The organism is Achromobacter xylosoxidans (genome assembly GCF_001457475.1).
Taxonomy (GTDB): Bacteria; Pseudomonadota; Gammaproteobacteria; order Burkholderiales; family Burkholderiaceae_B; genus Achromobacter; species Achromobacter xylosoxidans.
In genome coordinates, this window is sequence record NZ_LN831029.1 from 1,483,412 (window position 1) to 1,499,036 (window position 15,625).

The following is a 15,625-nucleotide window of genomic DNA, read 5'->3' on the forward strand; positions in this document are numbered from 1 at the left end:
GGCGGTTTACCTTTTTTCGTTATTTCCCGCGGTCGCCATGGGCGCGCTTGGCGCGGCCCGCTCGACCGGTTTGATTTTCTGGCCGGGGGCCAGCTGCGCGGCGTTTTCCACGACCACGCGTTCGCCGCCCTCGAGCCCCTCGGTGATGACCCAGTTCGGTCCCAGCAGGCGGTGCGCGGCCACCGCCACGCTGCGCAGCTCGCCGTCGTCGCCCGCCACCAGCAGGTGCGCGCCGTCGGCATTGCGCAGCAGGGCGTCGCGCGGCACCAGGTAGGTGTCGCGGTTGACGGCCTGTTCCAGCCGCACGCGCACGTACATGCCGGGCAGCAGCACGCGGTCCGGGTTGTCGAACAGCGCGCGCATGGTCACGTTGTCGGTGCCCGGGTCCACCGCCAGGTCGGCGAACGACAGCGTGCCGCCCTGGCCGTATTCGGAGCCGTCGGGCAGCAGCAGGCGCACCCGCATCTTGTCGGGCGCGACCCCCTCCAGCGCGCCGGCGCGGATCTGCTTCTGCAACTGCATGACCTCGGCCGCGGGCTGCGAGAAGTTGACGTAGATCGGGTCGAGCTGCTGCACCACGGTCAGCGGCGTGGCCTGGCCTTCGCCCACCAGCGCGCCCTCGGTGACCAGCGCGCGGCGCGCGCGGCCGTCGATCGGCGAGGTGACGCGGGCGTATTCCAGCCGCAGCCTGGCGCTCTGCAGGTTGGCCTTGGCCAACGCCACTTCGGCGCGCGCCTGGCGTTCCTCGGCCACGCTCTCGGCGTGGTCGCGTTCGCTGATGGCGCGGTCCGACACCAGGTCGGCGTAGCGGCGCAGCTTGTCGGCGGCGGCGGACAGGTTGGCCTGGGCGCGCGCCAGCGCGGCCGCCTCGGAATCGTAGGCCGCCTGCAGCGGCGCCGGATCGATCTGGAACAGCGGGGCGCCGCGCGCCACTTCCTGGCCTTCTTCATACAGGCGGCGGGTGACGATGCCGGCCACGCGGGCGCGCACTTCGGCCTCGCGATAGGGCTCCAGCCGGCCGGGCAGTTCGCTGGCCACCGAGGTGGGCGTGGCCTTGGCCACGATGACGCCGATTTCGGCGGGCGCCTTGGCGGTTTCGGGGGCTTCCTTCTTCGAGCAGGCGGAAACAAGAAGCAGTACGGATACGAGTGCGAGCGTTCTGAGAGGGACTCGGTGCGACATTTTTAGAAGTCATTGTGGGTTGCCCATGGCGGGCGAGGAAGGGAAAGTGCGCGGGTTTTCCCTGTGGGGTCCGCAGTCTATCATTTAATCCGTCATGCTTGATTAATTGTTTTGTTCAAAAGTATGCTGACGGCTGCATACATCTTTACAGTGCGCAGACGGCGGCCTCCGCAAACGGGGCCGCCGTTTTCACGTCGATCCGTTTTTCCCCGCAACCCGTTCATTTACAAGGAGATCTTTGTATGGCCCGCAAGACGAAAGAAGAATCCCAACGCACCCGCGACCGCATCCTGGACGCCGCCGAGCACGTGTTCCTGTCCAAGGGGGGGGCCAGTACCACCATGAGCGATATCGCCGATTTCGCGGGCGTTTCCCGGGGCGCCGTCTACGGCCATTACAAGAACAAGATCGACGTCTGCATCGCCATGTGCGACCGGGCCCTGGGCGAAGCCGTGTCGCTGACCCGGGTCTCGACCGACGGCGAGGCGCTGGAATCGCTGTATGCCTCGATGCGCCAGTACGTGCAGATCTACGCCGAGGAAGGCTCGGTGCAGCGCGTGCTTGAAATCCTGTACCTGAAATGCGAGCGCAGCGACGAGAACGCGCCACTCCTGCGCCGGCGCGACCTGTGGGAACGCCACGCCCTGCGCACCTCCGAAAAACTGCTGCGCGCCGCGGTCAGCCGCGAAGACCTGCCGCGCGCGCTGGACGTGCGCCTGTCCAATGTCTACCTGCACTCCCTGATCGAGGGCGTGTTCGGCACTATCTGCTGGTCCGATCGCCTCAAGGGCGATATCTGGCCGCGCGTCGAGCGCATGCTCCGCGCCGCCATCGACACCCTGCGGCTGTCGCCGCAACTGCGGACGCCGCAGGCCGCTTGACCCCCTGGACGCGGCCGACCCGTTAGCCCGCGTCCCGATGCCGCGCCGGCCGCCGCCACGCCAGGCCGTGCCCCTACAATCCGGCCATGACCCTCAAGCAACTCGAAGCCTTCTACTGGGCCGCCACCTGCGCCAGTTTCGCCGTGGCGGCCGAGCGCCTGCACCTGTCGGTGTCGTCACTGTCCAAGCGCATCGCCGAACTCGAGGACGCATTGGGGCGGCCGCTGTTCGACCGCAGCGGCCACAAGGCCGTGCTGACCGACGCCGGCCAGCGGCTGCTGCCGCAGGCGCGCGAACTGCTGGCCGCGGCCGACCAGATTCGCGCCTCCCTGGCGGAAACCCCGGTCCTGCGCGGCCGCTGCCGTTTCGGCGTGGGCGAACTGACCGCGCTCACCTGGCTGCCGCGCCTGATCGGCGTGGTGCGCGCCGCCTATCCCGAACTGGTGCTGGAACCCTACGTGGACATCGGCCAGGTGCTGGAGCAGCGGGTCGCCGACGGCGAACTGGACTTCGCCGTCATCGCCGGGCGTTCCTCGCGGCCCAACATCGCTTCCGCGCCGATCGGCGAAGCCGCGTTCGCCTGGGTCGCCGCGCCCGCCGTGCTCGAGGGCGACACCCGCATGTCGCCGGCATTGCTGGCGCGGTTGCCGCTGGTGACCTTGCCGCCGGGCGCCGGCACCACCCGCATCATCGACGACTGGCTGGCCGGGCGCGACGTGGCCGGCGAGCGCCTGTGCTGCAACAACTGGGGCGCCATTGCCGGCCTGCTGATCGAGGGCACCGGCGTCGGCCTGCTGCCCAGCCACTGGGCGCAGGCCTTGCAGGCGGAAGGCAGCCTGTGCGTGCTGCACTGCGAGCCGGCGCCGGCGGCGCTGCCGTATTCATTCCAGTACCGGCGCGACGACGCCCGGCCGCTGGTCGCCAGATTGCGTGAAGCGGTGCTGGAGGCGGTGGATTTCTCGGCGCCCTGCCGGTTGCCCTGAAGGATCGACGTCGTTCCGTCCGTAAGGCGGTCGTCCGGGACCAGGGGCGGGCGCCTGGCGGCCGCCGCTCTATACAATCGCCGCGCGCCTGGCGCAGAATCCAACAAGAACGTGCGCAACGGGGGGATGGGCCCGGCGATGCAGCACGGCTCGGGGTCTGTTCCCTCATTGCCGGGCGGCGCGCCGTCCGGCGCGGGGGGAAGCAGGCCGCCTGAATCGACGGAGATCATTCATGCGTAAACTCTGCCTCGCCATGGCCATGGCGGGAATGCTGGCCAGCGGGCTGGCCCACGCCCAATCGACCCTGAGGGTCGGCCTGCAGGACGACCCGGACGTGCTCGATCCGACCCGCGCCCGCACCTTTGTCGGCCGCATCGTGTTCGCCTCGCTGTGCGACAAGCTGGTCGACATCACGCCGGACCTGAAGTTCGTGCCGCAGCTGGCCCAGTCCTGGAGCACCAGCCCGGACAACAAGACCCTGACGTTCAAGCTGCGCACCGATGCCGTGTTCCATGACGGCACGCCGATCGACGCCGCCGCCGTCAAGGCCAACCTGGACCGCGCCCGCACGCTGCCCGACAGCAACCGCAAGAGCGAACTGGCCACCGTGGCCAGCGTCGACGCGCCCGACGCCGGCACCGTGGTGCTGCACCTGTCCGAACCCGACGCCTCGCTGCTGTCGCAACTGTCCGACCGGGCCGGCATGATGATCTCGCCCGCCTCGTTCGACAAGGACCCCGGCGGCAAGCCGGTTTGCTCCGGCCCGTACCAGTTCAAGGAGCGGGTGCAGAACGACCGCATCGTGCTCGAGAAATTTCCCAAGTACTGGGACGCCGCCAACTACCACTTCGACCGCGTGGTGTTCACGCCGATCCCCGACAACACCGTGCGCCTGAACAACCTGCGCGCCGGCGACCTCGACATCATCGAACGCGTGGCGCCCAGCGATGCCAAGGCGGTCAAGGACGACGCCAACCTGCGCCTGGCGCCGGTCACCGGCCTGGGCTTCCAGTCGATTTCGGTCAACCTGGGCAACGGCGCGCGCGCCAACAACCCCCTGGCCAAGGACAAGCGCGTGCGCCAGGCGCTTGACCTGGCCATCGACCGCGACGTGCTCAACCAGGTCATCGGCGAAGGCCAGTACCAGCCGGCCTACCAGCCGTTCCCGCCGGCCAGCTTCGCCTACAACAAGTCGTTCGAGCACGCCGGCCGCGATCCCAGGAAGGCCCAGGCCCTGCTCAAGGAAGCGGGCTTCGACCGCGTCAAGTTCGAGATCACCTTCGGCAACAACACCACCATGCAACAGGTGTTCGAGCTGGTGCAGGCCATGGGCGCCGAAGCCGGCTTCGACATCACCCTGCGTCCGGTGGAGTTCGCCTCGCTGCAATCGTCGCTGGCCCGCGGTGACTTCGAAGTCGGGCAGAGCGGCTGGTCGGGCCGGGTCGATCCCAGCGGCAACATCCACCAGTACCTGAGCTGCAAGGGCAACCTGAACGACGGCAAGTTCTGCGACCCGCAGGCCGACAAGCTGCTCAACGACGCCCGCGCCGAGCCGGACACGGCCAAGCGCCGCGCCCTGTACGACCAGGTGCTGTCGGTGATGCAGGACCAGCGTCCCATCGTCTACCTGTTCTACCTGCCGTGGACCTTCGGCACGCAGAAGAAGCTGGAAGGCTTCGTGCCGTATCCCGATGGCCTGATTCGCCTGAAGGGCGTCACCCTGGCCGGGAAGTAGCATCGAGCCAGACACGGGATCCGGTTGCGGGTCCCGTTTTTACTTGTCTCTCGCGGCCGCCGGCCTCGCGCCGTCCGCAACAGGATCGCACCATGATGTTTACGACTCGCCCGGAAATCCTCGGCACCTTTGGTGTCGTGACGTCCACCCATTGGCTGGCCAGCTCGGCCGGCATGTCGCTGCTGGAGCGCGGCGGCAACGCGTTCGACGCCTGTGTCGCCTCGGCCTTCGTGCTGCAGGTGGTCGAGCCCCACCTGGTCGGCCCGGCCGGCGAAGTGCCGGCGGTGTTCTATTCCGCCCGCACCGGCCGCGTCGAAGTGCTGTGCGGCCAGGGCGCCACGCCCGCCGCCGCCACGCTCGAGCGCTACCGCGCCGAAGGCCTCGCGCTGATCCCCGGCAACGGCCTGCTGGCCACCGTGATCCCCGGCGCCTTCGATGCCTGGATGCAGCTGCTGCGCGACCACGGCACGATGCGCGTGCGCGACGTGCTGGAACCCGCCATCTACTACGCCGAACACGGCCACGCGCTGATGCCGCGTATCTCCAACACCATCGCCGGCCTGAAGGACTTCTTCCAGGCCCACTGGCCCACCTCCGCGCAGGTCTACCTGCCCGGCGGCAACGTGCCCGAGGCCCGCAAGCTGTTCCGCAACCCGGCGCTGGCCGCCACCTGGACCCGCGTGCTGCGGGAAGCGGAACAGGCCGGCGCCGACCGCGAGCGCCAGATCGAGGCGGCCCGCGACGCCTTCTACCGCGGCTTCGTGGCCGAGGCCATCGACAGGTTCGCGCGCGGCAACGAGGTCATGGACGAAAGCGGCCAGCGCCATCGCGGCGTGATCACCGCCGACGACCTGGCCGGCTGGTCGGCCAGCTACGACCAGCCCGCCACCTATGACTACCACGGCTACACCGTGGCCAAGGCGGGCGCCTGGAGCCAGGGGCCGGTATTCCTGCAGACCCTGGCGCTGCTCAAGGACATGGACCTGGCCGGCGTCGGCCCGACCAGCGCCGAGTTCGTGCACCGCGTCACCGAAGCCATGAAGCTGGCCTTCGCCGACCGCGAGGCCTACTACGGCGATCCCGCCTTCGTCGACGTGCCGCTGGCGCAACTGCTGTCCGACGAGTACAACGACGCGCGCCGCGCCCTCATCGGCGAGCAAGCCTCGCAGGACCTGCGGCCCGGACAGATCCCCGGTTTCGAGGCGCAGGTGGCGCGCGTGATGGACACCCTGCAGCGGCTGTCCAAGGTGTCGGCCCCCGGCAGCGCGACCAACGAACCGACGCTGGCCGACATGCGCGCCTCGGTCAAGCGCGGCGACACCACCCACGTGGACGTCATCGACCGCTGGGGCAACATGATCTCGGCCACGCCGTCGGGCGGCTGGTTCCAGTCCTCGCCGGTGATCCCGGAACTGGGCTTCGGGCTGAACACCCGCGCCCAGATGTTCTGGCTGGAGGAGGGGCTGCCGGGCACGCTGGCGCCGGGCAAGCGTCCACGCACCACGCTGACGCCGTCGCTGGCGCTGCGCGAGGGCCGGCCCTATCTCGCATTCGGCACGCCGGGCGGCGACCAGCAGGAGCAATGGCAACTGCTGTTCTTCCTGCGCCACGCGCACCATGGCCTGAACCTGCAGGAAGCCATCGACCTGCCGATGTCGCACACCATGCATTTCCCCACCTCGTTCTACCCGCGCGACCGCAAGCCGGGGCACCTGGCGGTGGAAAGCGGCTTCGGCGCCGAGACCATTGCCGCGCTGCACGCCCGCGGCCACCAGATCGAGGAAGTGCCGCAATGGTCGGTCGGCCGCCTGACCGCCGCCTCGCGCGACGCCGACGGCCTGCTGCACGCGGCCGCCACGCCGCGCCTGATGCAGGCCTACGCGGTCGGCCGCTGAGCCTCGTGCCGGCGCGCCCGCCCGGCGCGCGCCGGCACGGTTGCGGCGATTTGCCGCCATGGGCTATCTTTTGCCCATGACGCCTATCCAGCAGAGCCCGGCGAGCGGGGCTCCTCCCCTGACGGGACACGAACCCCTCTTCATCGTCCTGAACACCGGCTCCGGGCGCGGCGACGCGCAAGCGCTGCAGGACATCATCCGCCGCGTGCTCGACGAGGCCGGCCGCCGCTTCCAGCTGATGCCGGTCGATGATCCGTCGCGCCTGGTCGCCACCGCCCGCGAGGCCGTGGCCTTGGCGCGCGAGGCTGGCGGCATCGTGGTCGCGGCCGGCGGCGACGGCACGCTCAACGCCGTCGCCGGCCAGGTGCTGGGGCAGGGCGTGCCGTTCGGCATCCTGCCGCAAGGCACCTTCAATTACTTCGGCCGCCGCTACGGCATCTCGCAGGACACCGAAGCCGCGCTGCGCGGCCTGCTGGGCGGCGAGCTGCGGCCGGTGCAGGTCGGCCTGCTCAACGGCCGCCTGTTCCTGGTCAATGCCAGCCTGGGCCTGTACCCGCAACTGCTCGAAGACCGCGAAGCCTACAAGCAGCGCTTCGGCCGCAGCCGCCTGGTGGCGCTGTGGTCCGGGCTCGTGACGCTGATGCGCGCGCCGCGCCAGCTCAGCCTGCGGCTCGACTACGAAGGCCGCGTGCGCGACCTGCGTTCGCCAACGCTGGTGGTGGGCAACAATCGCCTGCAACTGGAGCATATCGGCATCGATCCCGCCGAACTGGACCGCGGCCACCTGGTGGCCATGGCGGCGCGGCCGGTCGGCACGCTGGCGCTGTACGGCCTGTTGCTGCGCGGCCTGTTCAGCCGGCTGGGCGAGGCCGAGCACGTCGTCAGTTTTGCCTTCGACCGTCTGATGGTCTCGATCCGTGGGCGCCGCCGCGTCAAGGTCGCCATGGATGGCGAAATATCCTGGATGGACACCCCGCTGGAATTCAAGGTGTCCGACACGCCTCTGCCGCTGGTGGTGCCGGTCGCCGCCCCGGAAGAGGGGCGGCCATGACGCGCATCCTGCAGTTCTCCGACACCCACTTCGGCACCGAGCGCAAGCCGGTGGTCGAGGCCGCGCTGGACCTGGCCCGATCACTTTCACCCGAATTGGTCGTGATCAGCGGCGACATCACCCAGCGCGCGCGGCGCGGCCAGTTCGCCGCCGCCCGCAAGTTCATCGAGCGCCTGTCGCTGCCGGTGTTGGCGGTGCCGGGCAATCACGACATTCCGCTCTTCAACCTGTTCGCGCGGGCGCTCAATCCTTACGGCAACTACAAGCGCGCGCTCGGCGCCGTGCTCGAGCCGGTCTATGAATCCGACGGGCTGCTGGCCATCGGCGTCAACACCACGCGGCCCCGCCGCCGCAAGGACGGCGAGATTTCCGATGCGCAGATCGCGCGCGTGGCGCAGCGCCTGCGCCAGGCCAGGCCGGGGCAGTTGCGGGTGGTGGTGGCGCATCACCCGATGCGCGCCAAGGTCGAATCCGATCACTCCAACCTGCTGATCGGCCGCCAACGTGCGCTGGCCGCCTGGGCCCAGGCCGGGATCGACCTGATCCTGGGGGGGCATATCCACCTGCCCTACGTGCTGCCCGCCAGCGTCGACCCGGCCGTGGCCGCCGGCTGGGTGGTGCAGGCCGGCACCGCATGCTCGCGCCGGGTGCGGGGCAATATCCCCAATTCGGTCAACCTGATCAGTTGCGAAACCACGGGCGATACGCGCGTCTGCCACGTGGAGCGCTGGGACTACGCCGCTGGCGCCCACGCTTTCGTGCCGGCCGACAGGACGCTGGTCACGACGGCTGGCGGCGATGGCCAGGCCGGCCTGCCGGCGGGGGCGCGATGACCGATTCCTGCGCGGCCGGGGTGGCGTCTCACGCGCTGCTCCTGTTCATGCTGGCGCCGCCGGGCATCGCGCTCGTGGCGGTGTTGCTGGCGCGGGCCTATGTCCGGGCCGCGCCAGCGGCCCGCCTGGCTGGCTTCGCCGGCGCGGTCGCCCTGGCCTGCGCCGTCTTCCTGTCGCTGGCCGCGGCCGTGACGCGACCGGGCGTGGTGGTCGAGTTCGATAGCGCCCTGGCAGGCGCCCTGAGCATGTCGATGGCGGATTCCGTGCTGTGGCTGCTGTCGTGGTTCACCACCCTGGGCGATCGCAGCCTGTTGACGGTGCTGGCCATCGCGATGACGGTCGCATTGCTGTGGCACCGGCAGTGGCGCCTGGCTGCTTTCTGCGCCATTGCCACCGGCGGCGGCGGGGCGCTCAACCGGCTGCTCAAGCACGGCTTCGAGCGCGTCCGCCCCGAACATGACCACGGTTTCGCGACGGCATTGGGCTGGAGTTTCCCCAGCGGGCATGCCTCGGCGGCCATGGCGGTGTACGGCGCGGCGTGTTACCTGGCCTGGCGTCTCGCGCCTCAGGCCTGGCGGTTGCCAGGCGTGGCGCTGGCCGCCGCGCTGATCATGGCGATCGGGTTGAGCCGGGTCCTGTTGCAGGTGCACTTCGCCAGCGACGTGGCGGCGGGTTTTGCCATCAGCTTCGCCTGGCTGGCCATTTGCGTGGCCGTGACGGAACGGGCGAGCGCTTCAGCGCGGCGGGAGCAGCGCATCCAGTAGGCGCGCGTCGGTTCCGCGGATATCCCGCGACCTCAGCGCGGCGCAGGCATAGCGGCCGCCGGCGGTGGCGATCGCCTGGTCGAGCCGGCGCGCCCGGTCCGGTGGCGGGGGTTCCAGGTCGACGATCAGCTTGCCGGCCACGGGCGCGGTCACTTCGCCGTCGCTGAAGCGCTCCAGGGTGCGGTCGATCTCGCGTTCGCGCGGCAGCGCCAGCACGATGGTGTCCGACTCGGCCAGGGCTTCACGCGCCGAGGTGGCCAGGGTCGCGCTGCCGCGGAAGTCCTCGCAGCGGTCCGGGTCGATGTCATAGACCGTCAGGGCGATATCGGGCTCGGCCGCCAGCAGCCGCCGTGCCGCCTGGGTGCCGGTGCGCCCCATTCCCACGATGCTGATGCGCAGGCTCATGGCTTGGGCACCGACCAGGTGCTGACGATATGGGCCAGCGGTTCGCCGCCGCCGGCCGCGGTCAGGATGACCTCGCCCGCCGACAGGCGGCCCACCTTGAGCAGCCGGGCGTCGGCGTGGACCGCCCCGGCCGGGCTCTTGCGCAGGAAGTTGATGGTCAGGCTGGCGGTGACGGCATGGGCCTGTCCGGTGGCGCCGACCACCGCGGCATACATGGCCAGGTCGGCCAACCCCATCAGCATCGGGCCCGCGACGATCCCGCCCAGGCGCTGGTGGCTGTCGCGCGCGGGCAGGACGGCGAGGGCGGTGCCGCGGCCGATCCGTTGCACCTCGATGCCCAGCAACAGGGAAAAGGGATGCTGTTCGGCCAGCAATAGCTGGAAGTCGGCCAGGCTGATCAGTGGCGCCTCGGCCTGGGCGCAGGGCAGGGTGGTGGAGGTCATCGTTGTTCCAGCGCGTGGCAATAATGATCCAGCAGGACGTCGGCCTGCTGGCCCAGGGATTTCAGGCGGCGGGTGTGCAGCAGCAACAACAGCCCGATGAGGTAGGTGAAGACGTTCATCTGCTCGACCTGCACCGCGCCGGCGGCCCAGGACTTGGTGCGGGCCAGCGCCTGGCCCAGCACGTCGACGCATTGGCGCAGCCGGCCGTTCAGCTGTTCGTCCATGTCGCGGCCCAGGCCGCGCGGCCCCAGGCCCTGGAACAGGTACAGCCCGAGCGAGAAATCGGTGCGGCGCTCGGCGTAGTAGCCGAAAAAGGCCAGGATGGCCTGGCGCGCCGCGGCAGCGGGGGCGCAGTCGGCGGTCGCCGCCTGCAGATGCGCATGCAGGCGCTGCAACGATTCGTCCAGCAAGGCGCCGTACAGGATTTCCTTGCCGGCGAACCAGGGATATATCGCGCCCGTGGTGCAACCGGCTTCCTTGGCGATCGCGCGGATGGTGGTCTTTTCGAGGCCGTCACGCTCGAATACGCGCTGCGCGGCGTCCAGGATCATCTGGCGGCGCAGGGCGCTCAGGCGTTCGTTGCGGTCAGCGCGCGGAGTTGAGGTAGGCATCGGCAGCCAGGGGATTGAGGTGTTGTTAAATAATATCGACGATTTATTTAAATAAAAACGTTATTAAAGACATCGCCAACCGGCCACGCAAGGGCGCGGGCCGGCGGGACGGCAGGGCCTCAACCGGGCGCTGGCGGACCGGGGGGAAATCGTTCAAAAGAAATAAGGGCGGTATCAGCGAATTATTGGGGTCAGGGCTGAAAGTCGCGTGAATACGTGATCGTTTGCAAAATTCAGGGTTAGCCCTAGCGGGATTGGTCTGATGTTGCAATATCCCAACAAGGCTGTCGCAAACCTGCACTTTTCTGGTGTCTACCATAGCCAGCCCCCCTGATTTTTGATGCAATAGCGTCAACTTCCCTTCGCGGAGTTAGGGGGGCGGCAGGCTGGTTTGCTGGATTGCTGCTCTTGTCACTCAAATCAACGGAGATTTCTTAAATGAAAAAGACTCTGCTCGCTGCCGCCCTGCTCGCCGGTTTCGCCGGTGTCGCCCAGGCAGAAACGTCTGTCACCCTGTACGGCATCATCGACACGGGTATCGGCTACAACAAGATCAGCGGTGCTGGCGATGCCAACGGCAGCCGTATCGGCATGATCAACGGCGTTCAGAACGGTTCGCGTTGGGGCCTGCGTGGTTCGGAAGATCTGGGTGACGGCCTGCGCGCTGTTTTCCAACTGGAATCGGGTTTCAACTCGGGTAACGGCAACTCCGCTCAAGACGGTCGTCTGTTCGGTCGCCAAGCCACCGTCGGTCTGGCCAGCGACAGCTGGGGCCAACTGGACTTCGGTCGTCAAACCAACATCGCCTCGAAGTACTTCGGTTCGATCGATCCGTTCGGCGCCGGCTTCAACGTCGCCAACATCGGCACCGGCATGAGCGCTGCCAACACCGCTCGCTACGACAACATGGTCATGTACCAAACCCCGTCGTTCAGCGGCTTCCAGTTTGGCGTTGGCTACTCGTTCAGCGCTGATGATCGCAACACCGACGCTCGTCGTTCGGGCTTCCGCACCGCCGACAACGTCCGTGCCATCACGACCGGTCTGCGTTACGTCAACGGCCCGTTGAACGTGGCTCTGTCCTACGACCAACTGAAGGCTTCGAACAAGCAGTTCCAAGACGAAGTCGACGCCACCCCGCGTTCGTACATGATCGGCGGCAGCTACGACTTCGAAGTCGTGAAGCTGGCTCTGGCCTACGCTCGCACGACCGATGGCTGGTTCACCACGTCGAATCCGTCGGGTGCTTCGGGCACGCTGGCCAACGGCAATGACCTGGGCTTCACCAACAACTCGTTCGCTGATGGCTTCAAGGCCAACTCGTACATGCTGGGTCTGTCGGCCCCGATCGGCGGTGCTTCGAGCCTGTTCGGTTCGTGGCAACGTGTCGATCCGTCGAACGACAAGCTGACGGGCGACGACGCCACGATGAACGTGTACTCGCTGGGCTACACCTACGACCTGTCCAAGCGTACCAACCTGTACGCCTACGGTTCGTACTCGAAGAACTACGCCTTCAACGATGGCGTCAAGGCGACCGCCGTCGGCGTCGGCCTGCGTCACCGCTTCTAATCGAAAGCAGGGCGCAAGTCCTGCCTCGATTCGTAGTGCATGAGCGGGCTTCGGCCCGTTCATATGAAGCCACCCTCCGGGGTGGCTTTTTTTATGTCCGAAATGTCTGCTTTTTTAAGCGACAGGTCCGCGCGCATGGCGGTGCGTGCGGGCGGGTGTCGTGTGTCGTCGCGAGGTGTGCGCGATCAGCGGCGAAGGAGGTGTGAATGGTGTCGCGCGTGGCCGCTGTGCGGGCGTTTTATCGTGCTGGCGGCGCGGGCGTGGCGCGATTGCGGTAAGCTGTTTGCTTCCCGTCAAAGATTGCGATTGTTCCACTGGAGAAATGCAGTCTTTCACCCGCTGTTCACGCTACAGAGTTCAGCCGGAAGTAACCGCGCGAATGCTACAATCCTAAGGTTTGCGCATTTGACGGACGCCTGAATGAACCTGCAACAGTATTTCCCCGTCCTGCTGTTTATCGTAGTGGCCACCCTTATCGGGTTCGCGCTTCTGACGGCCGGCTCCCTCCTTGGCCCGCGGCGTCCCTACGCCGAGAAGCTATCCCCCTATGAGTGCGGCTTCGAAGCGTTCGAAGACGCGCGCATGAAGTTTGACGTGCGCTACTACCTGGTGGCGATCCTGTTCATTCTTTTCGACCTGGAAATCGCGTTCCTGTTCCCGTGGGCCATCGCCCAGGGCACGGTTGGAATCGTCGGCTTCTGGACGGTCATGGTTTTCCTCGCCGTGTTGACCGTCGGCTTCATCTACGAATGGAAAAAGGGCGCGCTGGACTGGGAATGACCCTCCGGGTTATTTCATCACCGCACGCTATCAGAGACGAATATGGCTATAGACGGCATTCTCAAGCAAGGGTTCATCACAACCAGCGCCGACAAGTTCCTTAACTGGGCGAAAACCGGCTCCATGTGGCCCATGACCTTCGGCCTGGCCTGTTGCGCGGTCGAGATGATGCACGCGGGCGCGGCCCGCTACGACCTGGACCAGTTCGGCATCATCTTCCGTCCCAGCCCGCGCCAGTCCGACCTGATGATCGTGGCCGGCACGCTGTGCAACAAGATGGCGCCGGCGCTGCGCAAGGTCTACGACCAGATGCCCGAACCGCGCTGGGTGGTGTCGATGGGCTCCTGTGCCAATGGTGGCGGTTACTACCACTACTCGTATTCCGTGGTGCGCGGCTGCGATCGCATCGTACCGGTAGACGTCTACGTGCCGGGCTGCCCGCCCACGGCCGAGGCGCTGGTCTACGGCTTGCTGCAGATGCAGAACAAGATCCGCCTGACCAACACGATTGCGCGCTGAGTTTGCGCACCGGTCCGCGGCCGCCGCAAACGCCGCCGCAGGACCCCGCGAAACAGCGTATCGGTTCACCTAAGCGTACAAGATGATGACCAGGCTCGAAACCCTGAAAAACAATTTGCAGACCACCCTCGGCGCGGACATCGCGCTGACCGAGGCGCTGGGCGAGCTGACGCTCGAAGTGCCCGCGGAGCAGTGGTTCTCCGTCTGCAACAAGCTGCGCACCGAAGCCGGCCTGCGCTTCGAAATCTGTATCGACCTCTGTGGCGTCGACTACCTCACCTGGGGCAACGGCACGCGCCAGCTGCCCGAGGAAGCCAACGCCAAGGTGCACCGCGCGCGCTTCGCCGTGGTCGCGCACCTGCTTTCGGTCGAGAACAACTGGCGCCTGCGCGTGCGCACCTGGGCGCCGGACGACGAATTCCCGATGGTCGCCTCGCTGATGGAATGCTGGCCGGCCGTGGGCTGGTTCGAGCGCGAGGCGTTCGACCTGTACGGCATCGTCTTCGAAGGCCACCCCGACCTGCGCCGCATCCTGACCGACTACGGCTTCATCGGCCACCCGTTCCGCAAGGACTTCCCGCTCTCCGGCACCGTCGAAATGCGCTACGACCCGGAACAGAAGCGCGTCATTTACCAGCCCGTCACGATCGACCCGCGCGAGATCACGCCGCGCGTGGTGCGCGAAGACACCTACGGCTTGGGACGTTGAATCATGGCAGAAATCAAGAACTACACGCTCAACTTCGGCCCGCAGCACCCGGCCGCCCACGGCGTGCTGCGCCTGGTGCTCGAGCTGGACGGCGAAGTCATCCAGCGCGCCGACCCGCACATCGGCCTGCTGCACCGCGCCACTGAAAAGCTGGCCGAGCACAAGACCTACATCCAGGCGCTGCCCTACATGGACCGCCTGGACTACGTGTCCATGATGTGCAACGAGCACGCCTACGTCATGGCCATCGAGAAGCTGCTGGGCGTCGAAGCCCCGCTGCGCGCGCAGTACATCCGCGTGATGTTCGACGAGATCACGCGCCTCTTGAACCACCTGATGTCGTTGGGTTCGCACGCGCTGGACGTGGGCGCCATGGCGGTGTTCCTGTACGCCTTCCGTGAACGCGAAGACCTGATGGACTGCTACGAAGCGGTCTCGGGCGCGCGCATGCACGCGGCCTACTATCGTCCGGGCGGCGTCTACCGCGACCTGCCGGACACCATGCCGCAGTACGGCGAGACCAGCAAATACCGTGGCGAGAAGGAAGTGCGCGTCATGAACGACGCGCGTTCGGGCTCGCTGCTGGATTTCATCGAAGACTTCACCAACCGCTTCCCCGCCTGCGTCGACGAGTACGAAACCCTGCTCACCGACAACCGCATCTGGAAGCAGCGCCTGGTCGGCATCGGCGTGGTCGATCCCGACCGCGCCAAGGCGCTGGGCTTCACCGGCCCGATGCTGCGTGGCTCGGGCGTGGCCTGGGACCTGCGCAAGATGCAGCCCTACGAAGTCTACGACCTGCTCGATTTCGACATTCCCGTCGGCGTCAATGGCGACTGCTACGACCGCTACCTGGTCCGCATCGCCGAAATGCGCGAGAGCAACCGCATCATCCGCCAGTGCGTGGAATGGCTGCGCAACAACCCGGGCCCGGTCATGATCGAGAACCACAAGATCGCCCCGCCCAAGCGCACCGCCATGAAGACCAACATGGAAGAGCTGATCCACCACTTCAAGCTCTTCACGGAAGGTTTCCACGTGCCCCCGGGCGAAGCGTTTGCTTCGGTGGAGCATCCCAAGGGCGAGTTCGGCATCTACCTGGTGTCGGACGGCGCCAACAAGCCGTACCGCCTGAAGATTCGGGCCCCCGGCTTTGCCCACCTGCAATCGCTGGACGAAATGTCGCGCGGTCACATGATCGCCGACGCCGTCACCATCATTGGTACGCAGGACATCGTTTTCGGCGAGATCGATCGCTGATC

The 15,625-nt window shown here is 67.2% G+C and carries 16 protein-coding genes; 12 read left to right on the plus strand and 4 right to left on the minus strand.

The window, feature by feature from the left end:
* Positions 1 to 6 precede the first annotated feature (6 nt).
* On the minus strand, positions 7 to 1,182 hold the full coding sequence (locus tag AT699_RS06730) for a MexX/AxyX family multidrug efflux RND transporter periplasmic adaptor subunit (protein WP_024068066.1): 1,176 nt from the start codon (positions 1,180 to 1,182) through the stop codon (positions 7 to 9).
* Between the two features lie 242 nt (positions 1,183 to 1,424).
* Between AT699_RS06730 and axyZ the strand changes: the two genes are divergently transcribed.
* The 7 genes from axyZ (at position 1,425) to AT699_RS06765 (ending at position 9,324) form a co-directional block, all read left to right on the plus strand.
* Positions 1,425 to 2,063, plus strand: coding sequence for a multidrug efflux transcriptional repressor AxyZ (gene axyZ, locus AT699_RS06735; protein ID WP_006389199.1), 639 nt, complete (start codon positions 1,425 to 1,427; stop codon positions 2,061 to 2,063).
* A gap of 86 nt (positions 2,064 to 2,149) precedes the next feature.
* On the plus strand, positions 2,150 to 3,046 hold the full coding sequence (locus tag AT699_RS06740; protein ID WP_006389200.1) for a LysR family transcriptional regulator: 897 nt from the start codon (positions 2,150 to 2,152) through the stop codon (positions 3,044 to 3,046).
* Positions 3,047 to 3,278: 232 nt separating this feature from the next.
* Entirely contained in the window at positions 3,279 to 4,781 is a 1,503-nt protein-coding gene (locus tag AT699_RS06745) for an ABC transporter substrate-binding protein (protein ID WP_024068067.1), read from the plus strand.
* A 95-nt stretch (positions 4,782 to 4,876) separates the two neighbouring features.
* On the plus strand, positions 4,877 to 6,676 hold the full coding sequence (locus tag AT699_RS06750) for a gamma-glutamyltransferase family protein (RefSeq protein ID WP_054499452.1): 1,800 nt from the start codon (positions 4,877 to 4,879) through the stop codon (positions 6,674 to 6,676).
* Between the two features lie 76 nt (positions 6,677 to 6,752).
* The gene (locus AT699_RS06755; protein WP_035184019.1) at positions 6,753 to 7,727 is read left to right on the plus strand and encodes a diacylglycerol/lipid kinase family protein; all 975 of its coding nucleotides are present in this window, start codon (positions 6,753 to 6,755) and stop codon (positions 7,725 to 7,727) included.
* Complete coding sequence (locus AT699_RS06760) at positions 7,724 to 8,560, plus strand: metallophosphoesterase family protein (RefSeq protein ID WP_024068069.1); 837 nt, start codon at positions 7,724 to 7,726, stop codon at positions 8,558 to 8,560. The genes AT699_RS06755 and AT699_RS06760 overlap by 4 nt, the downstream gene beginning before the upstream one ends.
* Positions 8,557 to 9,324: a phosphatase PAP2 family protein gene (locus AT699_RS06765; protein ID WP_024068070.1), complete on the plus strand. Its 768-nt coding sequence runs from the start codon at positions 8,557 to 8,559 to the stop codon at positions 9,322 to 9,324. Before AT699_RS06760 ends, AT699_RS06765 begins: the two co-directional genes overlap by 4 nt.
* Here the strand turns inward: AT699_RS06765 and AT699_RS06770 are convergent.
* The 3 genes from AT699_RS06770 to AT699_RS06780 are packed head-to-tail and all read right to left on the minus strand — an operon-like array spanning position 9,295 to position 10,783.
* On the minus strand, positions 9,295 to 9,729 hold the full coding sequence (locus AT699_RS06770; RefSeq protein ID WP_024068071.1) for an NAD(P)-binding domain-containing protein: 435 nt from the start codon (positions 9,727 to 9,729) through the stop codon (positions 9,295 to 9,297). The genes AT699_RS06765 and AT699_RS06770 overlap by 30 nt on opposite strands.
* On the minus strand, positions 9,726 to 10,172 hold the full coding sequence (locus AT699_RS06775) for a PaaI family thioesterase (protein WP_006389207.1): 447 nt from the start codon (positions 10,170 to 10,172) through the stop codon (positions 9,726 to 9,728). Before AT699_RS06775 ends, AT699_RS06770 begins: the two co-directional genes overlap by 4 nt.
* Entirely contained in the window at positions 10,169 to 10,783 is a 615-nt protein-coding gene (locus AT699_RS06780; RefSeq protein ID WP_024068072.1) for a TetR/AcrR family transcriptional regulator, read from the minus strand. The genes AT699_RS06775 and AT699_RS06780 overlap by 4 nt, the downstream gene beginning before the upstream one ends.
* Before the next feature lie 438 nt (positions 10,784 to 11,221).
* Here AT699_RS06780 and AT699_RS06785 point away from each other — a divergent pair, with 438 nt between their 5' ends.
* The 5 genes from AT699_RS06785 to AT699_RS06805 all read left to right on the plus strand — a co-directional run bounded on the left by AT699_RS06785 (position 11,222) and on the right by AT699_RS06805 (position 15,623).
* The gene (locus tag AT699_RS06785) at positions 11,222 to 12,355 is read left to right on the plus strand and encodes a porin (RefSeq protein ID WP_024068073.1); all 1,134 of its coding nucleotides are present in this window, start codon (positions 11,222 to 11,224) and stop codon (positions 12,353 to 12,355) included.
* 420 nt (positions 12,356 to 12,775) lie between these two features.
* Positions 12,776 to 13,135 carry an NADH-quinone oxidoreductase subunit A gene (locus tag AT699_RS06790; RefSeq protein WP_020924744.1) on the plus strand — a complete coding sequence of 120 codons (360 nt, stop codon included), beginning with the start codon at positions 12,776 to 12,778 and terminating at the stop codon, positions 13,133 to 13,135.
* A 42-nt stretch (positions 13,136 to 13,177) separates the two neighbouring features.
* The gene (locus AT699_RS06795) at positions 13,178 to 13,654 is read left to right on the plus strand and encodes a NuoB/complex I 20 kDa subunit family protein (protein WP_006217960.1); all 477 of its coding nucleotides are present in this window, start codon (positions 13,178 to 13,180) and stop codon (positions 13,652 to 13,654) included.
* Between the two features lie 82 nt (positions 13,655 to 13,736).
* On the plus strand, positions 13,737 to 14,363 hold the full coding sequence (locus AT699_RS06800) for an NADH-quinone oxidoreductase subunit C (protein ID WP_006389210.1): 627 nt from the start codon (positions 13,737 to 13,739) through the stop codon (positions 14,361 to 14,363).
* A 3-nt stretch (positions 14,364 to 14,366) separates the two neighbouring features.
* Positions 14,367 to 15,623 (plus strand): NADH-quinone oxidoreductase subunit D, encoded by a 1,257-nt coding sequence (locus tag AT699_RS06805; protein ID WP_006389211.1) that lies wholly within the window; start codon positions 14,367 to 14,369, stop codon positions 15,621 to 15,623.
* Positions 15,624 to 15,625: the final 2 nt, after the last annotated feature.

Coding starts and splice junctions, on each gene's coding strand:
- AT699_RS06740 (WP_006389200.1), top strand. CDS start 2,150: ATGACCCTCAAGCAACTCGAAGCCTTCTACTGGGCCGCCACCTGCGCC.
- AT699_RS06745 (WP_024068067.1), top strand. CDS start 3,279: ATGCGTAAACTCTGCCTCGCCATGGCCATGGCGGGAATGCTGGCCAGC.
- AT699_RS06755 (WP_035184019.1), top strand. CDS start 6,753: ATGACGCCTATCCAGCAGAGCCCGGCGAGCGGGGCTCCTCCCCTGACG.
- AT699_RS06790 (WP_020924744.1), top strand. CDS start 12,776: ATGAACCTGCAACAGTATTTCCCCGTCCTGCTGTTTATCGTAGTGGCC.
- AT699_RS06785 (WP_024068073.1), top strand. CDS start 11,222: ATGAAAAAGACTCTGCTCGCTGCCGCCCTGCTCGCCGGTTTCGCCGGT.
- axyZ (WP_006389199.1), top strand. CDS start 1,425: ATGGCCCGCAAGACGAAAGAAGAATCCCAACGCACCCGCGACCGCATC.
- AT699_RS06800 (WP_006389210.1), top strand. CDS start 13,737: ATGATGACCAGGCTCGAAACCCTGAAAAACAATTTGCAGACCACCCTC.
- AT699_RS06775 (WP_006389207.1), bottom strand. CDS start 10,172: ATGACCTCCACCACCCTGCCCTGCGCCCAGGCCGAGGCGCCACTGATC.
- AT699_RS06750 (WP_054499452.1), top strand. CDS start 4,877: ATGTTTACGACTCGCCCGGAAATCCTCGGCACCTTTGGTGTCGTGACG.
- AT699_RS06770 (WP_024068071.1), bottom strand. CDS start 9,729: ATGAGCCTGCGCATCAGCATCGTGGGAATGGGGCGCACCGGCACCCAG.
- AT699_RS06730 (WP_024068066.1), bottom strand. CDS start 1,182: ATGTCGCACCGAGTCCCTCTCAGAACGCTCGCACTCGTATCCGTACTG.
- AT699_RS06795 (WP_006217960.1), top strand. CDS start 13,178: ATGGCTATAGACGGCATTCTCAAGCAAGGGTTCATCACAACCAGCGCC.
- AT699_RS06780 (WP_024068072.1), bottom strand. CDS start 10,783: ATGCCTACCTCAACTCCGCGCGCTGACCGCAACGAACGCCTGAGCGCC.
- AT699_RS06760 (WP_024068069.1), top strand. CDS start 7,724: ATGACGCGCATCCTGCAGTTCTCCGACACCCACTTCGGCACCGAGCGC.
- AT699_RS06805 (WP_006389211.1), top strand. CDS start 14,367: ATGGCAGAAATCAAGAACTACACGCTCAACTTCGGCCCGCAGCACCCG.
- AT699_RS06765 (WP_024068070.1), top strand. CDS start 8,557: ATGACCGATTCCTGCGCGGCCGGGGTGGCGTCTCACGCGCTGCTCCTG.